The sequence below is a fragment of the Micromonospora sp. IBHARD003 genome (assembly GCF_056106285.1).
Window position 1 is genome coordinate 5,460,781 of the sequence record NZ_JBWBBX010000001.1, and the last position, 21,809, is coordinate 5,482,589.

Annotated in this window: 15 protein-coding genes and 1 pseudogene; 12 read left to right on the forward strand and 4 right to left on the reverse strand. The window is 68.4% G+C overall.

The features are described from left to right. Positions 1 to 41: 41 nt before the first annotated feature. From ACTWOL_RS24340 to ACTWOL_RS24355, 4 genes and pseudogenes are all read right to left on the reverse strand, one after another. Positions 42 to 803, reverse strand: a pseudogene (locus tag ACTWOL_RS24340) (succinate dehydrogenase/fumarate reductase iron-sulfur subunit); the annotation flags it as partial. Next, positions 800 to 2,773 (reverse strand): fumarate reductase/succinate dehydrogenase flavoprotein subunit, encoded by a 1,974-nt coding sequence (locus tag ACTWOL_RS24345; protein ID WP_474298896.1) that lies wholly within the window; start codon positions 2,771 to 2,773, stop codon positions 800 to 802. The gene ACTWOL_RS24345 and the pseudogene ACTWOL_RS24340, both read right to left, overlap by 4 nt. A 15-nt stretch (positions 2,774 to 2,788) precedes the next feature. Continuing rightward, positions 2,789 to 3,571, reverse strand: a complete 783-nt coding sequence (locus ACTWOL_RS24350) for a hypothetical protein (RefSeq protein ID WP_474298897.1) — start codon at positions 3,569 to 3,571, stop codon at positions 2,789 to 2,791. A 115-nt stretch (positions 3,572 to 3,686) separates the two neighbouring features. Further along, on the reverse strand, positions 3,687 to 3,917 hold the full coding sequence (locus ACTWOL_RS24355; RefSeq protein WP_474298898.1) for a hypothetical protein: 231 nt from the start codon (positions 3,915 to 3,917) through the stop codon (positions 3,687 to 3,689). Positions 3,918 to 4,166: 249 nt separating this feature from the next. Between ACTWOL_RS24355 and ACTWOL_RS24360 the strand changes: the two genes are divergently transcribed. The 12 genes from ACTWOL_RS24360 to ACTWOL_RS24415 all read left to right on the forward strand — a co-directional run bounded on the left by ACTWOL_RS24360 (position 4,167) and on the right by ACTWOL_RS24415 (position 21,778). Further along, entirely contained in the window at positions 4,167 to 6,839 is a 2,673-nt protein-coding gene (locus ACTWOL_RS24360) for an ABC transporter substrate-binding protein (protein WP_474298899.1), read from the forward strand. Between the two features lie 384 nt (positions 6,840 to 7,223). After that, positions 7,224 to 9,131: a translational GTPase TypA gene (typA, locus tag ACTWOL_RS24365; protein ID WP_474298900.1), complete on the forward strand. Its 1,908-nt coding sequence runs from the start codon at positions 7,224 to 7,226 to the stop codon at positions 9,129 to 9,131. An 871-nt stretch (positions 9,132 to 10,002) separates the two neighbouring features. Next, positions 10,003 to 11,640 carry a peptide ABC transporter substrate-binding protein gene (locus tag ACTWOL_RS24370; RefSeq protein WP_474298901.1) on the forward strand — a complete coding sequence of 546 codons (1,638 nt, stop codon included), beginning with the start codon at positions 10,003 to 10,005 and terminating at the stop codon, positions 11,638 to 11,640. A gap of 168 nt (positions 11,641 to 11,808) precedes the next feature. Beyond that, complete coding sequence (locus ACTWOL_RS24375; RefSeq protein WP_474298903.1) at positions 11,809 to 12,744, forward strand: ABC transporter permease; 936 nt, start codon at positions 11,809 to 11,811, stop codon at positions 12,742 to 12,744. Then, a complete protein-coding gene (locus tag ACTWOL_RS24380) occupies positions 12,737 to 13,687 on the forward strand; it encodes an ABC transporter permease (protein WP_474298904.1) in 951 nt (316 codons plus the stop codon). The genes ACTWOL_RS24375 and ACTWOL_RS24380 overlap by 8 nt, the downstream gene beginning before the upstream one ends. Positions 13,688 to 13,704: 17 nt before the next feature. Next, positions 13,705 to 14,757 carry an ABC transporter ATP-binding protein gene (locus ACTWOL_RS24385; protein WP_474301247.1) on the forward strand — a complete coding sequence of 351 codons (1,053 nt, stop codon included), beginning with the start codon at positions 13,705 to 13,707 and terminating at the stop codon, positions 14,755 to 14,757. Continuing rightward, positions 14,750 to 15,898 (forward strand): ABC transporter ATP-binding protein, encoded by a 1,149-nt coding sequence (locus ACTWOL_RS24390; protein WP_474298905.1) that lies wholly within the window; start codon positions 14,750 to 14,752, stop codon positions 15,896 to 15,898. Before ACTWOL_RS24385 ends, ACTWOL_RS24390 begins: the two co-directional genes overlap by 8 nt. A gap of 216 nt (positions 15,899 to 16,114) precedes the next feature. Then, the gene (locus tag ACTWOL_RS24395; RefSeq protein WP_474298906.1) at positions 16,115 to 17,752 is read left to right on the forward strand and encodes a peptide ABC transporter substrate-binding protein; all 1,638 of its coding nucleotides are present in this window, start codon (positions 16,115 to 16,117) and stop codon (positions 17,750 to 17,752) included. A gap of 54 nt (positions 17,753 to 17,806) precedes the next feature. Beyond that, positions 17,807 to 18,730: an ABC transporter permease gene (locus ACTWOL_RS24400; protein ID WP_474298908.1), complete on the forward strand. Its 924-nt coding sequence runs from the start codon at positions 17,807 to 17,809 to the stop codon at positions 18,728 to 18,730. After that, complete coding sequence (locus tag ACTWOL_RS24405) at positions 18,723 to 19,748, forward strand: ABC transporter permease (RefSeq protein WP_474298909.1); 1,026 nt, start codon at positions 18,723 to 18,725, stop codon at positions 19,746 to 19,748. The genes ACTWOL_RS24400 and ACTWOL_RS24405 overlap by 8 nt, the downstream gene beginning before the upstream one ends. A gap of 13 nt (positions 19,749 to 19,761) precedes the next feature. Beyond that, the gene (locus tag ACTWOL_RS24410) at positions 19,762 to 20,736 is read left to right on the forward strand and encodes an ABC transporter ATP-binding protein (RefSeq protein WP_474298910.1); all 975 of its coding nucleotides are present in this window, start codon (positions 19,762 to 19,764) and stop codon (positions 20,734 to 20,736) included. Continuing rightward, a complete protein-coding gene (locus tag ACTWOL_RS24415; protein ID WP_474298911.1) occupies positions 20,729 to 21,778 on the forward strand; it encodes an ABC transporter ATP-binding protein in 1,050 nt (349 codons plus the stop codon). The genes ACTWOL_RS24410 and ACTWOL_RS24415 overlap by 8 nt, the downstream gene beginning before the upstream one ends. Positions 21,779 to 21,809: the final 31 nt, after the last annotated feature.

A 21,809-nucleotide genomic window follows, 5' to 3' on the forward strand; every position in this document is an offset into this window, starting at 1 on the left:
CGAGAGGGCGCCGGGCACTGCCCAGTGCCGCGTCACGGGGTGCGGCGGCGGATCTTGCTCCCCAGCCAGACCAACGGGTCGTACTTGCGGTCCACGGCGCGTTCCTTCAGCGGGATCAGCGCATTGTCGGTGATCTTGATGCCCTCGGGGCACACCTCCGTACAGCACTTGGTGATGTTGCAGTAGCCCAGACCGTGTTCCTCCTGGGCCGCGCGCTTGCGGTCCAGACCGGACTCGGCGGCGGCGTCCAGGGGATGCATGTCCAGCTCCGCGACACGCATGAGGAACCGTGGCCCCGCGAAGGCGGGTTTGTTCTCCTCGTGGTCACGGACCACATGACAGGTGTCCTGGCACAGGAAGCACTCGATGCACTTCCGGAACTCCTGGGAGCGATCCACGTCGGCCTGCTGCATCCGGTATTCGCCCGCGGCGACACCGGGCGGCGGCACGAACGCGGGGACCTCACGGGCTTTGGCGTAGTTGAAGGAGACGTCTGTCACCAGATCGCGCACCACGGGGAAGGCCCGCAGCGGTGTCACAGAGATCGTCTCCTCGCGCGAGAAGACCGACATCCGGGTCATGCACAGCAGCCGCGGACGTCCGTTGATCTCCGCACTGCACGAACCGCACTTGCCCGCCTTGCAATTCCAGCGCACCGCCAGATCGGGTGCCTGGGTGGCCTGCAGCCGGTGGATGATGTCGAGGACGACCTCGCCGTCGTGCACCTCGACCGTGAAGTCCGTGAGTTCACCCCCCGCCTGGTCGCCCCGCCAGACCCTGAACCGAGCGTCGTACGTGCTCATGCGTACAGCTCCTCTTCGGCGAGGTACTTGACCAGCTCCTCTTTCTCGAAAAGGGCGAGCAGGTCGTTGCGGATGGGCTCCGTGGTCTTCCGTACGAGTTCGATCCGGCCCCGTGCCGGGTCGCTGACCGCGAGCGCACCCGTGGGGTCGGCGAGCCGGCACAGCAGATTGATCCTGCGCCACTCGCGTTCCATCCCCGGGAAGTCCTCGCGGGTGTGCCCGCCGCGGCTCTCGGCGCGCTCCAGCGCCGAGCGGGCGATGCACTCGCTGACCAGCAGCATGTTGCGCAGATCCAGGGAGAGGTGCCAGCCCGGGTTGAACTGCCGGTGCCCCTCCACCCCCGCGCGCCGTGCCCGGACCCTGAGCTCGGCCAGCTTCTTCAGAGCCTGCACCATCTCCGCCTCGCGCCGGATGATGCCGACGAGATCGTTCATGGCCTGCTGGAGTTCCTGGTGCAGGGTGTACGGATTCTCGGGAGCCTCGCCCGGTTCCTGGCCCTCCGGGCTGAAGGGCCGCAGCGCCTCGGCCGCGGCCGTGTCGATCTGGGCCCCGTCCACCACCGGCCTGGTCCCGCCGAGCGCGGACGCGTACTGCGCGGCGTACAGACCCGCCCGTCGGCCGAACACCAGCAGATCGGAGAGCGAGTTGCCGCCGAGCCGGTTGGAGCCGTGCATACCGCCCGCGACCTCGCCCGCCGCGTACAGCCCGGGCACGCCGACCGCCGCCGCCGTTTCGGAGTCGACGGCGATACCGCCCATCACGTAGTGACAGGTCGGCCCGACCTCCATCGCCTCCGCCGTGATGTCCACGTCGGCCAGCTCCTTGAACTGGTGGTACATGGACGGCAGCCGCCTGCGGATGACCTCGCCGGGCATCCGTGTCGACACGTCGAGGAACACCCCGCCGTGCGGGGATCCCCGTCCTGCCTTCACCTCGGCGTTGATGGCACGCGCGACCTCGTCACGGGGGAGCAGTTCGGGCGGCCGGCGGTTGTTGTCCGGGTCCTCGTACCAGCGGTCGCCCTCCGCCTCGGACTCCGCGTACTTCTCCTTGAAGACATCCGGGATGTAGTCGAACATGAACCGCTTGCCGTCGCTGTTGCGTAGCACCCCTCCGTCGCCACGCACCGACTCGGTGACGAGAATGCCCTTCACCGACGGCGGCCAGACCATCCCGGTCGGATGGAACTGCACGAACTCCATGTTGAGCAGGGGAGCACCGGCGAGCAGGGCCAGCGCATGCCCGTCGCCCGTGTACTCCCACGAGTTGGACGTCACCTTGAAGGACTTGCCGATGCCACCGGTGGCCAGCACGACCGCGGGCGCCTCCAGTACGAAGAAGCGGCCCGACTCGCGCTCGTAGCAGAAGACCCCCGAAATCCTTCCCCCGGGACTGAGGCCGGAGGGTGCCCCCTCCTCGCTTTGCTCGCCGTCCTTGAGCACGCGCGTCACCGTGCACTCCTGGAAGACCTTCAGCCGCGCCTCGTAGTCGCCGAACTCGGCCTTGTCCTCCTGCTGCAGGGAGACGATCTTCTGCTGGAGGGTCCTGATCAGCTCCAGGCCGGTCCGGTCGCCGACATGGGCGAGGCGCGGGTACTCGTGCCCGCCGAAGTTGCGCTGGGAGATCTTCCCGTCCTTCGTGCGGTCGAAGAGCGCGCCCCACGTCTCCAGTTCCCACACCCGCTCGGGCGCCTCCTGGGCGTGCAGCTCCGCCATCCGCCACTGGTTGAGGAACTTCCCGCCGCGCATCGTGTCTCGGAAGTGGACCTGCCAGTTGTCGTGGGCGTTCACATTGGCCATGGAGGCGGCGATCCCCCCTTCCGCCATGACCGTATGCGCCTTGCCGAACAGCGACTTGCAGATCACGGCGGTACGGGCGCCCTGCTCGCGGGCCTCGATGGCGGCGCGCAGTCCCGCGCCGCCCGCGCCGACCACGACGACGTCCCACTCCTGGCGTTCCAGCTCGGTCATCGATGAGCACCTTCCCTAGAAGAAGCGCGGATCGGCGAAGGCGCCGGTGGCGAGCAGATACACATAGAAGTCCGCGAGCGCGACGCTGACCAACGACGCCCAGGCGAGCAGCATGTGGCGCTCGTTCAGCCTGCTCACCAGGCCCCACAGCCGATAGCGCACGGGGTTCTTGGAGAAGTGCTTCAACCGCCCGCCGATGATGTGCCGGCAGGAGTGACAGGAGAGGGTGTACGCCCAGATCAGCACGATGTTGACGAGGAAGACGACGGTGCCGAGACCCATGTGGCCCCAGGCGTAGTGCTCGTCGCGGAACGCCAGCACCGTGTCGTAGGTGAGGATGCCCGCGACCGGCAGCGCCAGATAGAAGAAGTACCGGTGGATGTTCTGCAGGATCAGCGGGAACCGGGTCTCGCCCGTGTACTTCCGGTGCGGCTCGGCGACCGCACAGGCCGGGGGAGACGCCCAGAAGCCCCGGTAGTAGGCCTTGCGGTAGTAGTAGCAGGTCAGCCGGAAGCCGAGCGGGAAGATCAGGATCAGCAGCGCAGGGGAAAGGCTCCACCAGCTGCCGAAGATCTCCCAGTTGGGTCCGCCCCTCATCGTCTCGCAGTTCTCGGCGAGGCAGGGCGAGTAGAACGGTGAGACGTACGGCGCGGCGTAGTAGTCGCTGTTGGCGAAGGCCCGCCAGGTCGAGTAGACGACGAAGGCGAGCAGACCGGCCGCGGTGACGGCGGGCGCCAGCCACCAGCGGTCGGTCCGGAGATGGCGGGGTGCGATGGCGGCGCGCGAGGCGTCGTGCACGCCCGTTTCGCTATGAGGTTGGGTGCCTGTGGCCAACGAGGTCTCCTAGGACATGTCCTTCGGGTCGTGTGCGTGCCTCGGCACGCGAACCCGGCAAGGTCCGGAAGACACCCCCCTAGGGCGCGTGTCGGTCGCGCGCGCCCAGACCCTCGTCGTCCGAATCCGTCCACAGCGTGCTGTCGTACGGAGTGTCGGGAATGCTGACCAGGTCCTCGGGGCGGTGGGCCGACTTGGCAGGGGGGGCGTCCCCACGCATGTGGGTGAGGCTCCGCTCCAGCCGATCGACCGTACGGACCAGGTCGTCGAGACTGCGCTTGACGGCAGTCAAATCGTCCTGCAGGGACATGTATTGCCCTCACTTCCGCGGTCGCGGGTGGCATGCGGGTGTCTGGGGGTCGCTCCCCAGAGGGCTCTTTGTGCGCCTGGCAGTGTCGCGCGTCACATCCCCTGTTGTGAAGGCGCGTGCACCGATTCGCGGCGCGCGCCACCCGGAAGGGGGCGTCCCCGGTGGGCCGCACGGGTGGGCTTACGAGCGGTTCCGCCGTGTCGGCGGCACGCCCCGCCCGCCGTGCCTTTCAGTGTAGGCGCAATAGGTGTGATCATCTCCAAATTCCCGAACCAGGACGAAGAGGTACAGGCCATGTCCGACGTCGTCGCCTTGCGCCGGTTGCGCCGCAGGACCCTGCGCTCCGTCGCCCTGATCGCCGGCGGTGTGATCGCGCTGCCCGCGCTGACCGGATGCACCACATCGCAGCTGGGGTCCCGCGAGAAGCCGGTGCCCATGGACATCGGCCCCGTCGCCCGTGAGCAGCTCGACGACGGCGGCACCCTGCGCTGGGCCGTCGAGGTCGTGCCCGCCACGTTCAACGCCTTCCAGGCCGACGCCGACGCCGGCACCTCCCGTGTCACCGGCGCGGTGCTCCCCTCCCTCTTCACGCTCGACGAGCGCGGCCGTCCGCAGCGCAACGCGGACTATCTGGCATCGGCCGAGATCGTGGCGCGCGAGCCCAAGCAGGTCGTCGTCTACAAGATCAGCCAGCAGGCGGTCTGGAGCAACGGCCGTGAGCTCGGAGCGCCCGACTTCGTCGCCCAGTGGCAGGCGCTGAGCGGCAGGAACACGGCGTACTGGAGCGCGCGCAACGCCGGCTACGACCGGATCGAGAAGATCGAGCGCGGCAAGAACGACCTGGAGGTCCGGGTCACCTTCGCCAAGCCGTACGCCGACTGGCAGGCCCTGTTCACCCCGCTCTACCCCAAGGAGATCATGGGGGCGCCGAACGCCTTCAACGACGAGGCCCGGAACGCGCTGAAGACCTCGGCCGGCCCCTTCATGCTGCAGGCGGCCGACCGCAACGCCGGCACGGTGACGCTGGTGCGCAACCCGCGCTGGTGGGGCGAGCCCGCCAGGCTCGACTCGGTCGTCCTGCGTGCCGTCCCGCGCGACCAGCGCGCCGCGGCGCTCGCCAGGGGGACCGTCGACGTGGCGGATATCGACCGGAACGTCGCCGACCGGATCGCCGTCGCCGTACGGGACGGGAAGAACGGACCCGCTGGCCGGTCTCCGGGCGCGGGAGGAGCCGGGTCCGCGACGCAGTCCCTGGCCAAGGCCTACGGCGCCGACGAGGACGAGGCCGAGACGGCGCAGCTGGCGGGCGGACGGGGGGAGGCCGCGTTCGCGGAGTACGTGACCGAGCAGAACGCGCTCCGCGACTTCACCGTCCGCAAGTCGCTGGAGCCCGCGTACACCCAGCTCGCGCTCAACGGGGAGTCCGGGCCGCTGTCGGACGAGCGGGTCCGTCGCGCCGTCGCCCGCGCGCTCGACCGCAAGGCGCTCGCGGAGATCGCGCTCAAGCCGCTCGGCCTGCCCGCGCAGCCGGTCGGCAGCCATCTGGCGCTCGCGGGGCAGCAGGCGTATGCCGACAGCAGCGCGGCGCTCGGCGGCCATGACACCGAGGAAGCCCAGGCCCTGCTCGCCGACGCGGGCTGGACCAGGGAGGGAGCGCGCGAGAAGGCGCCCGACGGGACCAAGGCCGGGGCGGGGGCGGACGCCGACAGGGGCCGGACGCCCAAGAGCCCCGCCGCGAAGAGCCCGGCCGGCGGCGGTCCCGCCGGGCAGAGCCCCGGCACCGCGGCGCCGGACGGCGGTGCCTCCGACGGCGTCGCCGGGGACGGCTCGGCGACCGGAAACGGTTCGGCGACCGGGGGCGGCGCCTGGACCCACGACGGATCCGAGAGCCAGTACGGCACCGGAGCCGGGGTGGATGCGGACGGCCGCGACGACTCCGCATCCGCGGAAGGCGCCGAGGGTACGGACACCATGGCGGCGAACCCCACGTCGGACGACGAGGCGGACGGCTACGCGGAGGACGACGCGTCCGACGACGGCCCCTACGCCGTCGGCGACGACGACAAACCGGGAGACGTGGTCCCCCGCCGTGAGGCCGGATGGAACGTCCTCGCCCCCGCCCGCACCGCCGCCCTGCAGCGCGCGGCCCTGCGCCGCCAGGCCGACGCCCTCGACAGCGCCCCCGTTCCGGACGGGCACTTCGGTGACGGGACGTACGACGACTCCGCCGCCGGTGACAGGGACGCGGACGCGAAGCAGGGCGGCGGCATGGCCGGCGCGTACGCCCCGATCGGCACTCGTGCACCCGCCCCCGCCGGCTCGGCCGGACGCCCGGCGCGCGGCCCGCTCGGCAAGGACGGCAAGCCGCTCACCCTGCGGTTCGTCGTCCCCTCGGGAGCGGGCTCGGGGACCTTGCGCAGTGTCGGCAACCGGATCGTCCGCATGCTGGAGGACGTCGGCATCCGCACCGAGATCACCAAGGTCGCCGACGAGAGCTACTTCAGGGACCACATCGCGTCCGGCGACTACGACCTCGCCCTCTACTCCTGGCCCACCAGCGCGTTCCCCGCGACCGACGCCCGGCCGATCTTCGCCAAGCCCCGGCCGGCCGCGGACGGCTCGCTGCTCGTGGAGCTGAACTACACCCGGGTCGGCACGGACCGTATCGACCAATTGTTCGAGAAGGCGCTGTCCGAACTCGACCAGAAGGACTCCGTGGAGCTGGTGAAGCAGGCGGACGCGCACATCTGGGCCGCCGCGGGCTCGATTCCGCTCTATCAGCGCCCGCAGCTGGTGGCGGTCAAGAACGATCTCGCCAACGTGGGCGCCTTCGGATTCGCGTCACCGCGCTACCAGGACATCGGATTCCGGGAGTCGAAAAACACAACGAACCAGAAGAACCGGAAGAACGAGATGCCCTAGCCGGTATCGCGGCACGGTTGCCGCGCCGCGCGCCGCGCACCAGGGCAGCACACCGGGAACCTCAGAACCAGCTCAAGTCCCTTGCCCGCCGGAGCCCCCGGCGGGCAAGGTCATGTCTGACTCTTGACCCGAGTACCCGAGTACCCGAGCCTCGCGCTCGCTGTTTTCCCGCGTCTTTTCCGCGTCTTTTCCGAACGGCTCCGTAGCTTCCCCAAGCAGCTCCGCAGCTTCCCCGCACGGCTCCCCAGCCCTCCTCGGATCGGGCCGGGGAGCCCCTTTCCCGGCCCGCCCCGTACCATGGACAGAGCCGTGGCGCGTCCGCCCGGCGGGCGTACGAGCACACAGACGCCGCATCCCACGATCCGAGAGAAGCGCAAGCCACCCATGCCCACGCGCCACGACATCCGCAACGTCGCCATCGTCGCCCACGTCGACCACGGCAAGACGACCATCGTCGACGCCATGCTGAAGCAGGCCGGAGCCTTCGCCGCGCACCAGCTCGACTCCGTCGACGACCGGGTCATGGACTCGAACGACCTGGAGCGTGAGAAGGGCATCACGATCCTCGCCAAGAACACGGCGGTGAAGTACCACCCCAAGGATGGCGGGGCCCCGATCACGATCAACATCATCGACACCCCAGGCCACGCCGACTTCGGCGGCGAGGTCGAGCGCGGACTGTCGATGGTCGACGGCGTGGTGCTCCTGGTGGACGCCTCCGAGGGTCCGCTGCCGCAGACCCGCTTCGTGCTCCGCAAGGCGCTGCAGCGCCGGATGCCGGTCATCCTGTGCATCAACAAGACGGACCGTCCGGACTCCCGGATCGACGAGGTCGTCAACGAGACCTACGACCTCTTCCTCGACCTGGACGCCGACGAGGAACAGATCGAGTTCCCGATCGTCTATGCCTGCGGCCGTGACGGCATCGCCTCGCTGACCAAGCCGGAGGACGGCACCGTCCCGGCGGACAGCGAGAGCCTGGAGCCGTTCTTCTCCACGATCCTGGAGCACATCCCGGCCCCGACGTACGACGACGAGGCGCCGCTCCAGGCCCATGTCACCAACCTCGACGCCGACAACTTCCTCGGCCGTATCGCGCTGCTCCGCGTCGAGGAGGGCGAGCTGCGCAAGGGCCAGACCGTCGCCTGGATCAAGCGGGACGGCTCGATCGCCAACGTCCGCATCACCGAGCTGATGATGACCGAGGCGCTCACCCGCAAGCCGGCCGAGAAGGCGGGCCCGGGCGACATCTGCGCCGTCGCCGGTATCCCCGACATCATGATCGGCGAGACGCTGGCCGACCCGGAGAACCCGGTCGCGCTGCCGCTGATCACGGTCGACGAGCCCGCGATCTCGATGACCATCGGCACGAACACCTCGCCGCTGGTCGGCCGCGGCGGCACCGGAAAGGGCGCGGACAACAAGGCCGCGGTCAAGGACCGCAAGGTCACCGCCCGCCAGGTCAAGGACCGTCTCGACCGCGAGCTGATCGGTAACGTCTCGCTGCGCGTTCTCGACACCGAGCGCCCCGACGCCTGGGAGGTCCAGGGCCGCGGCGAGCTGGCGCTGGCCATCCTGGTCGAGCAGATGCGCCGTGAGGGCTTCGAGCTGACCATCGGCAAGCCGCAGGTCGTCACCAAGGAGGTCGACGGCAAGGTCCACGAGCCGGTCGAGCGCATGACGATCGACGTGCCCGAGGAGCACATGGGTGCGGTCACGCAGCTCATGGGCGTCCGCAAGGGCCGGATGGACAACATGTCCAACCACGGCTCCGGCTGGGTCCGTATGGAGTTCGTCGTGCCCTCCCGTGGCCTCATCGGCTTCCGTACGGAGTTCCTGACCAACACCCGCGGCACCGGTATCGCGCACTCCATCCACGAGGGCCACGAGCCCTGGTTCGGCACCCTGACGACCCGTAACAACGGCTCGCTGGTCGCCGACCGCTCTGGGTCCGTCACCGGCTTCGCGATGACGAACCTCCAGGAGCGCGGCGTTCTCTTCGTGGAGCCGGGCACCGAGGTCTACGAGGGCATGATCGTCGGCGAGAACTCGCGCTCCGACGACATGGACGTGAACATCACCAAGGAGAAGAAGCTCACCAACATGCGCTCCTCCACGGCCGATGTCGCGGAGTCCATCGTGCCGCCGCGCAAGCTCTCGCTGGAGCAGTCCCTGGAGTTCTGCCGCGACGACGAGTGCGTGGAGGTCACCCCGGAGGCCGTGCGTATCCGCAAGGTGAACCTGGACGCGCGCGAGCGTGCCCGCGCGGCGTCGCGCGCCAAGCACGGCTGAACCACCCCGCGCACCGAGCGCGGTTGACGCACGCAGGAAGGCTGCGGCCGGGTTTCCCGGCCGCAGCCTTCGCCGTTGGCACGTCGTAGCCGCCGGGGTCCCAAACGAGGCCGGGAGCGCCCGGGAGCGTCTCGGGAACGCCCCGGAGGGCGATCCGGGCGTGTATGCGGGCGGAGCCGCGGACGGCGGGGCTGCGGACGGCGGGACCGCGAACGACGGGGCTGCGAACGACGGTCGTGGGCTACGTCGTTCGACGGCACCGCGTCAAGCTGTCTTTCGGCCATCTCGGGACCACCGTGGGCGGGTGTGCGGTACCGTCTGCTTCTTCCGGGTGCTACCTGGCGGGCCGATAGGCGTCTTCGTGCACCTCGTGGGGCAGGCCTGCGGCCTGAACCCGGGGCTCGTGGGCAGGTCCGCACACGACGGAGCGAGTGCCGCGGTACCGATACGGCCGTTCCCGGTGGTGCGGATGCTGTGGCCGGACGGGCTCGGCGCCGTGGATCTTGCGGTCGAACGGCCTCCGCGGTCAATCCATTTTCTGCACCCGAGCGTGGGCGAAGTGTCCGTTTATCGAACGCCGCCCTCCGGAATCATGTGTTAACGGTCCGTTTCGCGGGTGTCTGTCTGTTATCGTTTTGTCCGGATTTTGGGCCGGTTCGCTGCACTGATGTTGTCAAAACGAGACCCTTTAAGTGTGGTTTACAGCTCAGACCTCCTTAATAGTTGGCTCCACTGAGCTCGGGTCAATGGGTCACGCGCTGTTGGGGAGCGCCGACTCACGAGCACTCGGGGTACCGGAAGTCATCGCCGTCAGGGGTGTCGGCGATCTTTTTGTGCCTTTCTTGATGTGACAACTCATGAGGAGGAACCCATGCGCGGTGCCAAGAGCGCCAAGTGGGTCGTGGGCGCGATCATCGTTGCCCTTTCTGCGACCGCCTGTGGCGGTGGCAAGGACAGCGGTTCTGACGCCAAGGGCGAAGTGGACCCGAACGGCATCTTCTCCGTCGAGCTCGGTGAGCCGGAGAAGCTGCTGTACACCGGCGACACCATGGAGTCCAACGGCTCCGCGGTCATGGCGGGTCTGTACTCGCAGCTCGTCGACTACAAGGCCGACGGCTCGCTGGAGATGATCAACGCCGAGTCGGTGGACACCAAAGACTCGAAGACGTGGACCGTCAAGCTCAAGAAGGGCTGGACCTTCCACGACGGCACCCCGGTGACCGCCAAGTCCTACGTGGACGCGTGGAACTGGAACGCCAACGTCAAGAACGCCATGGGCCTGTCCTCCTGGTTCGCGGACATCAAGGGCTTCGACGCCGTCCACCCGGAGAAGGAAGGCGCCAAGCCGACCGCCGAGGCCATGGAGGGTCTGAAGGTCGTCGACGACAGCACCTTCACCATCGAGCTGGCGAAGCCCACCCCGGCCTTCGGCCACAAGCTCGCCTACATCGTCTTCGCCCCGCTGCCGGCGTCCTTCTACAAGGACCCGAAGGCCGCCGCGGAGAAGCCGGTCGGCAACGGTCCCTACAAGTTCGAGAGCTGGGACCACAAGAAGCAGATCAAGATCGTCCGCTACGACGCCTACAAGGGCCCGAACAAGGCGAAGAACGGCGGTGTGGTCTTCAAGAACTACACCACCCTCGAGGCCGCCTACGAGGACCTGAAGTCCGGCAACGTCGACGTCCTGCGCCAGATCGGCCCGAAGGACCTGCCGGTCTACCGCCAGGACCTCGGTGCCCGCGCCGTGGACCAGGCCTACTCGGCCGTCCAGACGCTGGCCATCGCCTTCTACGCGGACCAGTGGAAGAAGCCGAAGGCTGTCGACCCGAAGGTCGTCCAGGGTCTGTCCATGGCGATCGACCGCGACACGATCACCAAGACGGTGCTCCAGGGCACCCGCGAGCCGGCCACCGGCTGGGTCGCCAAGGGCGTCCTGGGCTTCCAGGAGAACGCCGCGGGCGACGTCACCAAGTTCGACCCGGCCAAGGCCAAGGAGCTCATCAAGGCCGGCGGTGGCGTCCCGAACAACGCCATCACCATCCAGTTCAACGCGGACGGCGGCCACAAGGAGTGGGTCGACGCCGTCTGCAACAGCATCACCCAGGCCACCGGCGTCAAGTGCACCGGTGACAGCAAGCCCGATTTCCAGGCCGACCTGACCGCTCGTAAGAACCAGCAGGTCAAGTCGATCTACCGGTCCGGCTGGGTGCTGGACTACCCCGTCAACTCCAACTTCATCAGTGACCTGTTCCGCACCGGTGCGGCGGGCAACCAGGGTGGATTCACCAACAAGACGCTCGACACGAAGATCGCGGCCGCGGACACCGCCGCCACGCTCGACGAGTCGGTGAAGCAGTTCCAGGCCATCGAGAAGGACCTGGTCAACTACATGCCGTCGATCCCGCTCTGGTACTACAAGGTCAACGCGGGCTACTCGGAGAAGGTCTCCGGCGTCAAGTACGGCCAGGACGGCGACCCGATCCTGACCGGCGTCGAGGTCAAGAAGTAAGCGCCCAGGCGTAGTCCGCAGCCGCTGCGGGGATGGCGTTCCGGCCATCCCCGCAACGGCGCCTTACGTAGTGGCTGGGGGGCCCTTCCACGCCGTTCGTGTGCCCGAGAGGTGCGCGGACGGCGGGGGAGGGCCGTTCGGCTGCGGCTGTCACATCTCAACGGAGGCATGATGGGGCGCTATGTCGCACGACGACTGCTCCAGATGATCCCGGTATTTCTCGGGACAACCTTTCTGATCTTCTTCATGGTCTACAGCCTGCCCGGCGACCCTGTGCTGGGCCTGTTCGGCGACAAGGGCGCAGACCCGGCGACGCTCGCCAGGAAGAGACACGAACTGGGGCTGGATCTGCCGATCTGGCAGCAGTACTGGAACTACATGATCGACATCATCCTGCACTTCGACTTCGGCAACCAGATCCGCAATGGTCGCCCGGTCACCGAAGTGATGGCTGGTGCGTTCCCCATCACGTTGCAGCTCGCGGCCCTGGCCTTTGTCTTCGAGCTCGTCTTCGGCATCGGCCTCGGCATCGTCGGCGGCCTGCGGGCCGGCCGTCTCGCCGACAACGCGATCCTGATCTTCACCCTGCTGATCATCGCGATCCCGGTGTTCGTGCTCGGCTACATCATCAAGGTGGTCTTCGCCTTCCAACTGCACTGGATCGATCCGAACGTCAGCAACGACCAGTTGCTCTCCGAGATGATCGCCCCCGCCATCGTGCTGGGTGGTCTGTCACTCGCCTATGTGGCCAGGCTCACCCGGACCTCCATGGCGGAGAACCTGCGTGCCGACTACATGCGCACGGCTGTCGCCAAGGGCCTGCCCAAGCGCCGGGTGATCGGTGTGCACCTGATGCGCAACTCGATGATCCCCGTCGTCACCTTCCTCGGCACCGACATCGGCGCCCTCATGGGCGGCGCGGTCGTCACCGAAGGCATCTTCAACGTCAAGGGCGTCGGCGGGCTCATCTACGAGTCCATCAGCCGGCGTGAGGGCACCACCCTCGTCGGCCTCGTCACCATCCTGGTGCTCGTCTACCTGGTCACCAGCCTGCTCATCGACCTGCTGTACGCGGTCCTGGACCCGAGGATCCGGTATGCCTGACGCGACCAAGACCGCCGCCCCGTCGACGGAGCCCGTGGACGCGGCAGCCGTGGCGGAGGCCGCGCCCGCGAAGCAGGAGAAGCCGCGCAGCCTCTGGGGAGATGCCTGGCGGGACCTGCGCCGCAACCCGTACTTCCTGGTGTCGTCCGTTCTCATCGTGCTGCTGCTGGTGATCACGGCCTTCCCCACCTGGTTCACCGGCGTCTCGCCCACGGCGGGCGACCTGGTGCACCACTACCTGGGCAAGCCGGAGCTGAGCAAGATCGGCTCGGACAGCTGGCTGGGTTGGGACGGCCAGGGCCGTTCCGTGTACGCCCGGCTGATCCACGGCACGCGTGCCTCGATCATCGTGGGCGTCTGCGTCACCCTGATCGTCACGGTCTTCGGCGGCATCCTGGGCATGATCGCCGGCTACTTCGGCGGCATCCTCGACGCGGTGCTCTCCCGGCTCACCGACATCTTCTTCGGCATCCCGTTCCTGCTCGGCGCCATGGTCGTCCTCCAGTCCTTCACGGAGCGCACCATCTGGGTGGTCGTCTTCGCCCTGGCGTTCCTCGGCTGGACCCAGATCACCCGCGTCATGCGCGGTGCGGTGATCACCGTCAAGGAAGCCGACTACGTCCACGCGGCCAAGGCGCTCGGCGCAGGGACGACCCGGATCCTGTTCCGGCACATCCTGCCCAACGCCATGGCTCCGGTGATCGTCGTCGCGACCATCGCGCTCGGTGCCTACATCTCCGCCGAAGCGACCCTGTCCTACCTGGGCCTGGGCCTCGCCTCGCCGATCGTCTCCTGGGGTGTCGACATCTCCGCCGGCGTCGCGCAGATCCGTACGGCGCCGCACATCCTGCTGTTCCCGTCGATCATGCTGACCCTCACCGTTCTGGCGTTCATCATGCTCGGCGAAGCCGTCCGCAACGCCCTCGACCCGAAGCTGCGCTGAGGAGGGCGTACGTGACCATCATCGACAAGACCGCGCCCGTCCCCGCACCTCGGGGCGGAGAGGACCACGAAGGTCCGCTGCTCGAAGTACGCGACCTGCACGTGGAGTTCCATACCCGGGACGGTGTGGCCAAGGCCGTCAACGGAGTCAACTACTCGGTGAACGCCGGGGAGACACTTGCCGTGCTGGGCGAGTCCGGCTCCGGCAAGTCCGTCACCGCGCAGGCCATCATGGGCATCCTCGACATGCCGCCCGGAAAGATCCCGCGGGGCGAGATCCTCTTCCGCGGCCAGGACATGCTCAAGATGTCCTTCGAGGAGCGCCGGCAGATCCGCGGCCAGAAGATCGCCATGATCTTCCAGGACGCGCTGTCCTCCCTCAACCCGGTGCTCACCGTCGGCTACCAGCTCGGCGAGATGTTCCGGGTGCACCAGGGCCTCTCCAAGAAGGAGGCCAAGGCCAGGGCCATCGAACTGATGGAGAAGGTCAAGATCCCGGCCGCCGCGGCACGGGTCAACGACTACCCGCACCAGTTCTCCGGCGGTATGCGCCAGCGCATCATGATCGCCATGGCGCTGGCGCTGGAGCCGGACCTGATCATCGCGGACGAGCCCACGACCGCGCTCGACGTGACCGTGCAGGCCCAGGTCATGGACCTGCTCGCGGAGCTCCAGCGCGAATACAACATGGGTCTGATCCTGATCACCCACGACCTCGGTGTCGTCGCCGACGTCGCGGACAAGATCGCCGTGATGTACGCGGGCCGCATCGTGGAGCAGGCGCCGGTGCACGAGCTGTACAAGCGCCCTGCCCACCCGTACACCAGGGGTCTGCTCGACTCGATCCCGCGCCTGGACCAGAAGGGCCAGGAGCTCTACGCGATCAAGGGCCTGCCGCCCAACCTGCTCCACGTGCCGACCGGCTGCGCCTTCAACCCGCGCTGCCCGAAGGCCGAGGACATCTGCCGCACGGAGATCCCCGCTCTGCACCCGGTGTCGGAGCAGGACGGAACCGACCTGCCCGGCCGCGGCAGCGCGTGTCACTTCTGGAAGGAGACGATCCATGGCTGAGGCCAGCAGGAAGGATGAGGCCGTGGACGCGACCCCGAACACCACCGAGGTCGAGACGGTCGACGCGAGCAGCGAGGCCGAGGCCGTAGCGGCCATCGAGGCTCCGGTCGACCGCGGCGAGCCGATCCTCCAGGTGCGCAACCTGGTCAAGCACTTCCCGCTGACCCAGGGCATCCTCTTCAAGAAGCAGATCGGCGCCGTCAAGGCCGTGGACGGGGTCTCCTTCGACCTCTACCAGGGCGAGACCCTCGGCATCGTGGGCGAGTCCGGCTGCGGCAAGTCCACCGTCGCCAAGCTGCTGATGTCGCTGGAGCGGGCGACCTCCGGCGAGGTCTTCTACAAGGGCCAGGACATCACCCGGCTGTCGGGACGGGCGCTGAAGGCGGTCCGCCGGAACATCCAGATGGTGTTCCAGGACCCCTACACCTCGCTGAACCCGCGTATGACGGTCGGCGACATCATCGGCGAGCCCTTCGACATCCACCCCGAGGTGGCTCCGAAGGGCGACCGGCGCCGCAAGGTGCAGGAGCTGCTCGACGTCGTCGGTCTGAACCCGGAGTACATCAACCGGTACCCGCACCAGTTCTCCGGCGGCCAGCGCCAGCGCATCGGCATCGCCCGTGGTCTGGCGCTCAACCCGGAGATCATCATCTGCGACGAGCCGGTCTCCGCGCTCGACGTCTCCGTGCAGGCGCAGGTCATCAACCTGATGGAGAAGCTCCAGGACGAGTTCAACCTGTCCTATGTCTTCATCGCCCACGACCTGTCGATCGTCCGGCACATCTCCGACCGGGTCGGCGTGATGTACCTCGGCAAGATGGCCGAGATCGGTACGGACGTGCAGATCTACGACCACCCGACGCACCCCTACACCCAGGCGCTGCTGTCGGCGGTCCCGGTTCCTGACCCGGATGCCCGTGAGGGCCGCGAGCGGATCATCCTCACCGGTGACGTCCCGTCGCCGGCGAACCCGCCGTCCGGCTGCCGCTTCCGGACCCGCTGCTGGAAGGCCGAGGAGAAGTGCGCCACCGAGGTGCCGCTGCTGGCGGTCCCCGAGCGCTTCCAGGGCGCGGACACGCCGGCCGCGCACGAGTCGGCGTGCCACTTCGCCGAGGAGAAGGACGTGGTCCACGCGGCCTGAGCGGCGACCGGGCCAGGCCACCGAGGTACACCGTCCAAGGGCGCCCTTCCTCCGGGAGGGGCGCCCTTGGGCATGTCCGGGTGCCGTGCCGCTGCTCCTGGGGCCTGTCCGGGCGGACAGGGCCTCGGAGTCACCCCGACACCATGACTGCGCGTAATGTCAGGTTTTGGGGTGATAGTGAGGTCTACTTGTCTCCCCGGACCCGAGGAGGCACCCATGCGCCCGGTCGTGCATGCCCCACCTGCCGCGCGGGCCGCCGCCGCGATCGCTCTCGCACTCGCGACGGCGGCCTGCGGCGGCGGGAGCGGGGGCGGCACCGGGGCCGACGGCATCGTCAGCTCGTCCTGGGGTGACCCGCAGAATCCGCTGGAGCCTGCGAACACCAACGAGGTCCAGGGTGGCAAGGTCCTCGACATGATCTTCCGTGGTCTCAAGCGCTACGACCCGAAGACCGGCGAGGCGCAGAACATGCTCGCCGAGAAGATCGACACCACGGACTCGACCACCTTCACCGTCACCGTCAAGGACGGCTGGACCTTCTCCAACGGAGAGCCCGTCACCGCGCAGTCCTTCGTGAACGCCTGGAACTACGGCGCGCATCTGAAGAACAACCAGCGCAACGCCTACTTCTTCGGCTACATCGAGGGCTACGACCAGGTCCACCCCACCTCCGGCGAGCCCACTGCCCAGACCCTGTCCGGCCTCAAGGTGACCGGCCCGCAGACCTTCACGGTGACGCTCAGTCAGAAGTTCTCCACCTGGCCCGAGACCCTCGGCTACGCCGCCTTCTCGCCGTTGCCCGAGAGCTTCTTCACCGACCACGACGCCTGGCTGAACAAGCCCGTCGGCAACGGCCCGTACACCGTCGACTCCTACGCCAAGGGCTCGCAGATGTCCCTGCGCCGCTGGGACGGGTACCCAGGGGACGACAGGGCACAGAACGGCGGGATCGACCTCAGGGTCTACACGGACAACAACACCGCCTACACGGATCTGACGGCCGGAAACCTCGACCTCGTCGACGACATCCCCGCCTCGCAGCTGGGGAACGTGAAGGCCGACCTCGGCGACCGCTACATCAACACCCCCGCCGGCATCATCCAGACCCTGGCCTTCCCGTACTACGACCCGGCCTGGAACAAGCCCGGTCAGGAGAAGGTCAGACAGGGCCTGTCCATGGCGATCAACCGCCCGCAGATCACCGACACGATCTTCATGAAGACCCGCACCCCCGCCAAGGACTGGACCTCGCCCGTACTCGGACCCGACGGGGGTTTCGACGACTCGCTCTGCGGCACGTACTGCACCTACGACCCGGCCGAGGCGAAGAAACTGATCGCCGAGGGAGGCGGTATCCCCGGCGGCAGCCTGACGATCTCGTACAACGCGGACGCCGGCTCGCACAAGGAGTGGGTCGACGCCGTGTGCAACTCCATCAACAACGCCCTCGGCAACAACCGGGCCTGCACCGGAAACCCGGTGGGGACCTTCGCCGACTACCGCAACCGGATCACCCAGTCCAAGATGAGCGGCCCCTTCCGGGCCGGCTGGCAGATGGACTATCCCCTGATCCAGAACTTCCTCCAGCCGCTCTACTACACGGGCGCCTCCTCCAACGACGGCAAGTGGACGAACGAGGAGTTCGACCGGCTCGTCGACGAGGCCAACGCCGAGACCGATCAGGCGAAGGCCGTCGGCACCTTCAAGAAGGCCGAGGGCGTCCTGCGGGACCAGATGGGGGCGATCCCGCTCTGGTACCAGAACGGCAGCGCCGGCTATTCGGACCGGATCGCCGATGTCTCGCTGAACCAGTTCAGCGTCCCCGTCTACAACGAGATCAAGGTCGCCGGCTGACGGGCGGCCTCCCGGCCCGCTCGCCCGGACCCGCACGACCCCAGGGAGTCCGTGATGGGACGCTATGTGATCCGGCGTCTGCTGCAGATGGTCCCCGTCTTCTTCGGCGCCACACTGCTGATCTTCCTGATGGTGAACGTGATGGGCGACCCCGTCGCCGGCCTGTGCGGAGAGCGCCAGTGCGATCCGGCGACCGCCGCCCAGCTGCGCAGGGAGTTCGGACTCGACAAGCCCGTCTGGCAGCAATACCTGACCTACATGGGCAATGTCTTCACCGGTGACTTCGGCACGGCCTTCAACGGACAGCCCGTCACCGAGCTGATGGGCACCGCCTTCCCGGTCACCATCCGGCTCACCCTCGTCGCGATCTTCTTCGAGATCGTCATCGGCATCACCCTCGGCGTGCTCACCGGACTGCGGCGCGGGCGGCCCGTCGACACCTCCGTGCTGGTGCTGACCCTGGTCGTCATCTCCGTCCCCACCTTCGTGACCGGACTGCTGCTGCAACTGCTTCTCGGCGTCGAGTGGGGCTGGATCCGGCCCTCCGTGTCCTCCGAGGCGCCGCTGGGTGAGCTGATCGTCCCCGGGCTGGTCCTCGCCTCCGTGTCCCTCGCCTATGTCACCCGGCTCACCCGGACGTCCATCGCCGAGAACCGGCGCGCCGACTACGTCCGCACCGCGATCGCCAAAGGGCTCCCGCGCCACCGGGTGATCGGCCGCCATCTGCTGCGCAACTCGCTGATCCCGGTGGTCACCTTCATCGGCGCCGACATCGGCGCGCTGATGGGCGGAGCGATCGTCACCGAGCGCATCTTCAACATCCATGGCGTCGGCTACCAGCTCTACCAGGGCATCCTCCGCCAGAACACCCAGACCGTCGTCGGCTTCGTCACCGTGCTGGTGCTGGTGTTCCTGGTGGTGAATCTGCTGGTCGACCTGCTGTACGCCGTACTCGACCCGAGGATCCGCTATGCATGAGCCGCGATACGACGACCGGGGAACCGGTGGCGCCGGGGGAGCGGGGGGAGCTGGGGGAGCCATCGCCCCGACCGGTGCCGGGGGTGCGATGGACCTCGCGACGAGCGAGGGCGGGACCCTGGAGCAGGGCGCGGCGGGACCTGGTGCCCCGTTCGGCGCCGGACCGAAGGGGCGCCCCCGGAGCCTGTGGTCCGACGCCTGGCGCGATCTGCGCCGCAACCCCGTCTTCGTCCTCTCCGCCCTGGTCATCCTCTTCCTGGTCGTCATCTCGGTGTGGCCCTCGCTGATCGCCTCCGGCAATCCGCTCGACTGCGACCTCGCCAAGGCCCAGCAGGGCTCCCAGCCCGGCCATCCCTTCGGCTTCGACGGCCAGGGCTGCGACGTCTACACCCGGGTCGTCTACGGCGCCCGCACCTCGATGACCGTCGGGGTCTGCGCGACCATGGGAGTGGCGCTGCTCGGGTCCGTACTCGGCGGGATCGCGGGGTACTTCGGCGGTGCGGCGGACTCCCTGCTTTCCCGGCTCACCGACGTCTTCTTCGCCATCCCCGTCGTCCTCGGCGGACTTGTCCTGCTGTCCGTCGTCACCAGCAACACGGTCTGGCCGGTGATCGGATTCATGGTGCTGCTGGGCTGGCCGCAGATCACCCGCATCGCCCGGGGCGCGGTGATCACCGTCAGACAGAACGACTACGTCCAGGCCGCGCGGGCGCTCGGCGCGTCGCACACACGGCTGCTGCTTCGGCACATCGCGCCCAACGCGGTGGCACCGGTGATCGTCGTGGCGACCATCGCGCTCGGTACGTACGTCGCCCTGGAGGCGACCCTCTCCTACCTCGGCGTCGGGCTCCGGCCGCCCAGCGTGTCCTGGGGTATCGAGATCTCCGCCGCTTCCCCGTACATCCGCAACGCCCCGCACATGCTGCTCTGGCCGGCCGGTGCGCTCGCCGTCACCGTCCTCGCGTTCATCATGCTCGGCGACGCGGTCCGTGACGCTCTCGACCCCAGACTGCGCTGAGGAGCCCGCCGACATGCTGCTCGAAGTACGCGATCTGCACGTGGAGTTCCGCACCAGGGACGGTGTCGCCAGGGCCGTCGACGGCGTCAGCTGCGCGGTGGACGCGGGTGAGACCCTCGCGGTGCTCGGCGAGTCGGGCTCCGGGAAGTCCGTCACGGCCCAGGCCGTCATGGGCATCCTCGACACCCCGCCCGGCCGGGTCACCGGCGGTGAGGTCCTCTTCCAGGGACGGGATCTGCTGAAACTCCGGGAGGACGAGCGGCGGCGGATCCGCGGCGCCGCCATGGCCATGATCTTCCAGGACGCCCTGTCGGCCCTCAACCCGGTGCTGACCGTGGGCGACCAGATCGGCGAGATGTTCACCGTGCACCGGGGCATGTCGCGCAAGGACGCGAGGGCCCGGGCCGTCGAACTGATGGACCGGGTGCGGATTCCCGCGGCCAAGGAGCGTGCCGGCCAGTATCCGCACCAGTTCTCCGGCGGTATGCGCCAGCGCGTCATGATCGCCATGGCGCTGGCCCTGGAGCCGGACCTGATCATCGCCGACGAGCCCACCACCGCGCTCGACGTCACCGTCCAGGCGCAGGTGATGGACCTGCTGGCGGAGCTCCGGCGCGAGTACCGCATGGGACTGGTCCTGATCACGCACGACCTGGGGGTCGTCGCCGACGTCGCGGACAAGATCGCGGTGATGTACGCCGGCCGGATCGTGGAGACCGCGCCCGTCCACGACCTCTACAAGGCGCCCGCCCACCCGTACACACGCGGTCTGCTCGACTCGATCCCGCGTCTGGACCGGAAGGGGCGGGAGCTGTACGCGATCAAGGGGCTGCCGCCGAACCCGATGGACATCCCGTCCGGCTGCGCCTTCCATCCGCGCTGCCCGATGGCCAGGGACGTGTGCAGGACGGACGAGCCGGAGCTCGCCGAAGTGGACCGGGACCGGCGTAGCGCCTGCTTCTTCTGGAGGGAGTGCCTCCGTGGCTGAGCCGATCATCGAGGTGCGCGGGCTCCACAAGCACTACCCGCTCACCCGCGGCATCCTGTTCAAGAAGCAGGTGGGTCAGGTCAGGGCCGTCGACGGGGTCGACGTCGACCTCTTCCCGGGCGAGACGCTGGGCATCGTCGGTGAGTCGGGTTGCGGGAAGTCGACGCTCGCGAGGCTGCTGGTGCATCTGGAGCGGCCGACGAGCGGGCGGATCCGCTACAAGGGCGACGACATCACCACGCTGTCCGGCCGGGCGCTCAAGGCGGTCCGCCGCCAGATCCAGATGGTGTTCCAGGACCCCTACACCTCGCTGAACCCGCGTATGACGGTCGGCGACATCATCGGGGAGCCCTACGAGATCCATCCGGAGGTGGCGCCGAAGGGCGACCGGCGGCGCCGGGTGCGGGAGTTGCTGGAAGTCGTGGGGCTCGACCCGGAGTACGTCAACCGCTACCCGCACCAGTTCTCGGGCGGTCAGCGCCAGCGCATCGGCATCGCCCGCGGTCTGGCACTGCGGCCGGAGGTCATCGTGGCGGACGAGCCCGTGTCCGCCCTCGATGTGTCCGTGCAGGCGCAGGTCGTCAATCTGCTGGAGAAACTGCAGGACGAGTTCAGGCTCAGCTATGTGTTCATCTCCCACGACCTGTCGATCGTGCGTCATATCTCCGACAGGGTGGGGGTGATGTACCTGGGCAAGATCGTGGAGATCGGCGACGACCAGGGGATCTACGAGCATCCGACGCATCCGTACACCCAGGCGCTGCTGTCGGCTGTCCCGGTGCCGGACCCCGGGGCGCGCGAGCGCGCCGGCGGCCGGAGGATCGTCCTCACCGGCGACGTCCCGTCCCCGGCGGACATCCCTTCCGGCTGCCGCTTCCGCACCCGCTGCTGGAAGGCACAGCAGCGGTGCGCCGTCGAGGTGCCCGCACTGGCGGTCCCGGAAGTGTTCCACCGGTCGGAAGGACCTGTGAGGCACGACTCGGCGTGCCACTTCGCCGAGGAGAAGCGGGTGGTGCCCGGGACGGAAGAGGGGGAGGAGTGAGCCGGGTGGCGCGCCGGCCGCACCGCCGGGG

Coding starts and splice junctions, on each gene's coding strand:
- ACTWOL_RS24345 (WP_474298896.1), bottom strand. CDS start 2,773: ATGACCGAGCTGGAACGCCAGGAGTGGGACGTCGTCGTGGTCGGCGCG.
- ACTWOL_RS24355 (WP_474298898.1), bottom strand. CDS start 3,917: ATGTCCCTGCAGGACGATTTGACTGCCGTCAAGCGCAGTCTCGACGAC.
- typA (WP_474298900.1), top strand. CDS start 7,224: ATGCCCACGCGCCACGACATCCGCAACGTCGCCATCGTCGCCCACGTC.
- ACTWOL_RS24370 (WP_474298901.1), top strand. CDS start 10,003: ATGCGCGGTGCCAAGAGCGCCAAGTGGGTCGTGGGCGCGATCATCGTT.
- ACTWOL_RS24375 (WP_474298903.1), top strand. CDS start 11,809: ATGATGGGGCGCTATGTCGCACGACGACTGCTCCAGATGATCCCGGTA.
- ACTWOL_RS24380 (WP_474298904.1), top strand. CDS start 12,737: ATGCCTGACGCGACCAAGACCGCCGCCCCGTCGACGGAGCCCGTGGAC.
- ACTWOL_RS24390 (WP_474298905.1), top strand. CDS start 14,750: ATGGCTGAGGCCAGCAGGAAGGATGAGGCCGTGGACGCGACCCCGAAC.
- ACTWOL_RS24395 (WP_474298906.1), top strand. CDS start 16,115: ATGCGCCCGGTCGTGCATGCCCCACCTGCCGCGCGGGCCGCCGCCGCG.
- ACTWOL_RS24400 (WP_474298908.1), top strand. CDS start 17,807: ATGGGACGCTATGTGATCCGGCGTCTGCTGCAGATGGTCCCCGTCTTC.
- ACTWOL_RS24405 (WP_474298909.1), top strand. CDS start 18,723: ATGCATGAGCCGCGATACGACGACCGGGGAACCGGTGGCGCCGGGGGA.
- ACTWOL_RS24410 (WP_474298910.1), top strand. CDS start 19,762: ATGCTGCTCGAAGTACGCGATCTGCACGTGGAGTTCCGCACCAGGGAC.